The 2,433-nt window shown below is 67.3% G+C and carries 3 protein-coding genes; all 3 read right to left on the bottom strand.

The genetic code is table 11. From position 1 onward, the window contains the following. Positions 1–149: 149 nt before the first annotated feature. Positions 150–710, bottom strand: a complete 561-nt coding sequence (locus tag E3T54_RS00210; protein ID WP_134474068.1) for a thioesterase family protein — start codon at positions 708–710, stop codon at positions 150–152. 167 nt (positions 711–877) lie between these two features. Then, complete coding sequence (locus tag E3T54_RS00205) at positions 878–2,041, bottom strand: bifunctional 2-methylcitrate synthase/citrate synthase (RefSeq protein ID WP_092323234.1); 1,164 nt, start codon at positions 2,039–2,041, stop codon at positions 878–880. A 9-nt stretch (positions 2,042–2,050) separates the two neighbouring features. Continuing rightward, positions 2,051–2,433, bottom strand: a 383-nt coding sequence (locus tag E3T54_RS00200) for an isocitrate lyase/phosphoenolpyruvate mutase family protein (RefSeq protein WP_174844370.1), incomplete at its 5' end; no start/stop codon positions are given.

Below are 2,433 nucleotides of genomic sequence, written 5' to 3'. Positions count from 1 at the left end.
CTCATGAACGAACTCGCGGATCTCCGCCGTGGTGAATCCTGGGCTTATCGACATTCCCCTGCCTCCTTCTGATCGTGAACTGACTCACAATCAGCCTGACGCAGAGGGGCGAAGGTACTTTGTCCGCAACTGAGAGATCGGGGAACGCGCTAGGGCCAGACGCTGGGCGCGGCCGCGCGGGTGGGCGGCATCGCGACGTCCGCGCTCCAGTCCAGCAGCCACTGCGGGACCGCGTCCGCGGGAGGGGCGCCGACCGCCGCGACCAGCTCGTCGATCCCCACGACGCCGCCGGTGCGCTTGAGGAACCGGCCGCGGATGTAGCCCTGGGCATAGATTTCGGGGTTCCCGTCGGCATCCGGGCGCACGAAGCGCTGCTCGACGTAGACGGCCTTCGCGTCGTAGCCGAGGATGCGCGATTCGACCGTGAACTTCTGGCCGACGGTCAGTGACTTCCGGAAGCTGATCGTCTCCGCCACCACGACCGGATACCAGCCGCGGGCGACGAAGATCGCCCAGATGCCGGTGCGGTGCAGCATGTCGAAGCGCGCGATGTCCATGATCGACAGGTACACGCCGTTGTTCATGTGCCGCAGGATGTCCTGGTCGGTCGGCAGTGTGATGAACCGCGTGCGGGCGACCTCGTAGTGGCCGAGGCGAGGGCCGAAGCGTGAGCGGACGGAGTGCAGGAGGGTGCGGAGCAGCATATGCATCCTCGCAGGCTAGCGGGACGCGCCGGATGCTCCCGCCTCGGTTGTGCGAGCCCCACAAGCGTCACGCCCGGCTCGAGCCTCCGCGTGCACGACGCCGACAGCCGACGGCCCGACAGCCGACGGCCCGACAGCCGACGGCCCCGCGGCCGCCGACGCCGGCGTGTTGGTCAGGCGGGAACCTCGCGCTGCTCGACGCCGTTGTAGACCGACAGCGGACGGATGAGCGCGTTCGCGGCGCGCTGCTCCATGATGTGCGCGGTCCAGCCCACGATGCGGCTGGCGACGAAGAGCGGCGTGAAGGTCTCGGTGTCGAAGCCCATCACGTGGTACGCCGGGCCGGTCGGGTAGTCGAGGTTGGGCTTGATGTCCTTGCGTGCGGCCATGGCTTCCTCGAGCGCCGTGTACAGCTCGAGCAGGTCCTGCCGGTCGTAGTGCTCTAGCATCGCCTCCATGGCGTGGCGCATGGTGGGAACGCGGGAGTCGCCGTTCTTGTAGACCCGGTGCCCGAAGCCCATGATCTTGCTCTTGCTCGCGAGCGCGTTCTCGAGCCAGGCGTCGACCTTGTCGGCCGTGCCGATGTCGCCGAAGGTGTGCATGACTGCTTCGTTCGCGCCGCCGTGCAGCGCGCCCTTGAGGGCGCCGACCGCTCCGGTGACCGCGGAATACAGGTCGGCCAGGGTGGAGGTGATGACCCGCGCGGTGAAGGTCGAGGCGTTGAAGGAGTGCTCGGCGTAGAGGATCATCGACACGTCGAAGGCCTCGACGACGACGAGCTCCTGCACCTCGCCGTGGGTCATGAACAGGAAGTTCGCCGAGTAGCCGAGGTCGTCCCGGGGTTCGACGAGGTCGAGTCCATGGCGGCGGCGCTGGTCATAGGCGACGATGGCGGGCAGCTGAGCGAAGAGGCGGATCGCCTTGGCGAGATCGGCCTCCGGCGAGGAATCGTTCGCCTCGGGGTCCCTCGCGCCGATGACGCTGATGGCCGTGCGCACGACATCCATCGGGTGAGCGGTCATCGGCAGTTCGTCGATCACGCGGTGCACGGCCGGGTCGAGGTGGCGCAGCGACCGTTCGAGGTCCTCGAACGTCGCCAGCTGCGACTCGGTCGGCAGCTCGCCGTGCCAGAGCAGGTAGGCGACCTCTTCGAAGCTGCGGCGATCGGCCAGTTCCTGCACCGGATAGCCGCGGTAGAGCAGCGAGTTCGTGTCGGAGTTGACCTGCGAGATCGCCGTATAGTCGACCGGCACCCCGGCCAGCCCCTTGTAGATGACGGGTGTCGGTGGCTCGGCGCCGACAAGCGTCGGGGCCACGGCCTGCTGTGTTTCGGTCATGTTGCTCCCCTAGCGCTTGATCTGGAAGTTGAAGACGTTGGTGTCGAACTGGTTGTAGGACTCGTAGTCGAGGAGTTCGTAGAGATCGGCCCGGTGCTGCATTTCAGCCAGCACCGGTTCCAGGGTGCCGTGGCCGATAAGCGTATCGAGCCCGCGGGCGGCGGAACCCATTGCCAGGCGCAGCAGCGAGACCGGCCAGATCACCATGTTAATACCGATGCCCGCCAGCTGGTCCACCGTGAACAGCTCGCTCTTGCCGAACTCGGTCATGTTCGCCAGCAGCGGCACGTCGACGGCCGCGCGGATCGCCTCGAACTCGGCCAGCGTCGCCATCGCCTCGGGGAAGATCGCGTCGGCGCCGGCGTCGACGAGCTTCTTCGCCCGGTCGACGG

It is taken from the genome of Cryobacterium sp. Sr8, assembly GCF_004403225.1.
Taxonomy (GTDB): domain Bacteria; phylum Actinomycetota; class Actinomycetes; order Actinomycetales; family Microbacteriaceae; genus Cryobacterium; species Cryobacterium psychrotolerans.
Note: the sequence above shows the minus strand (reverse complement) of the source record. Positions and strands in the feature narration are given on the sequence as shown.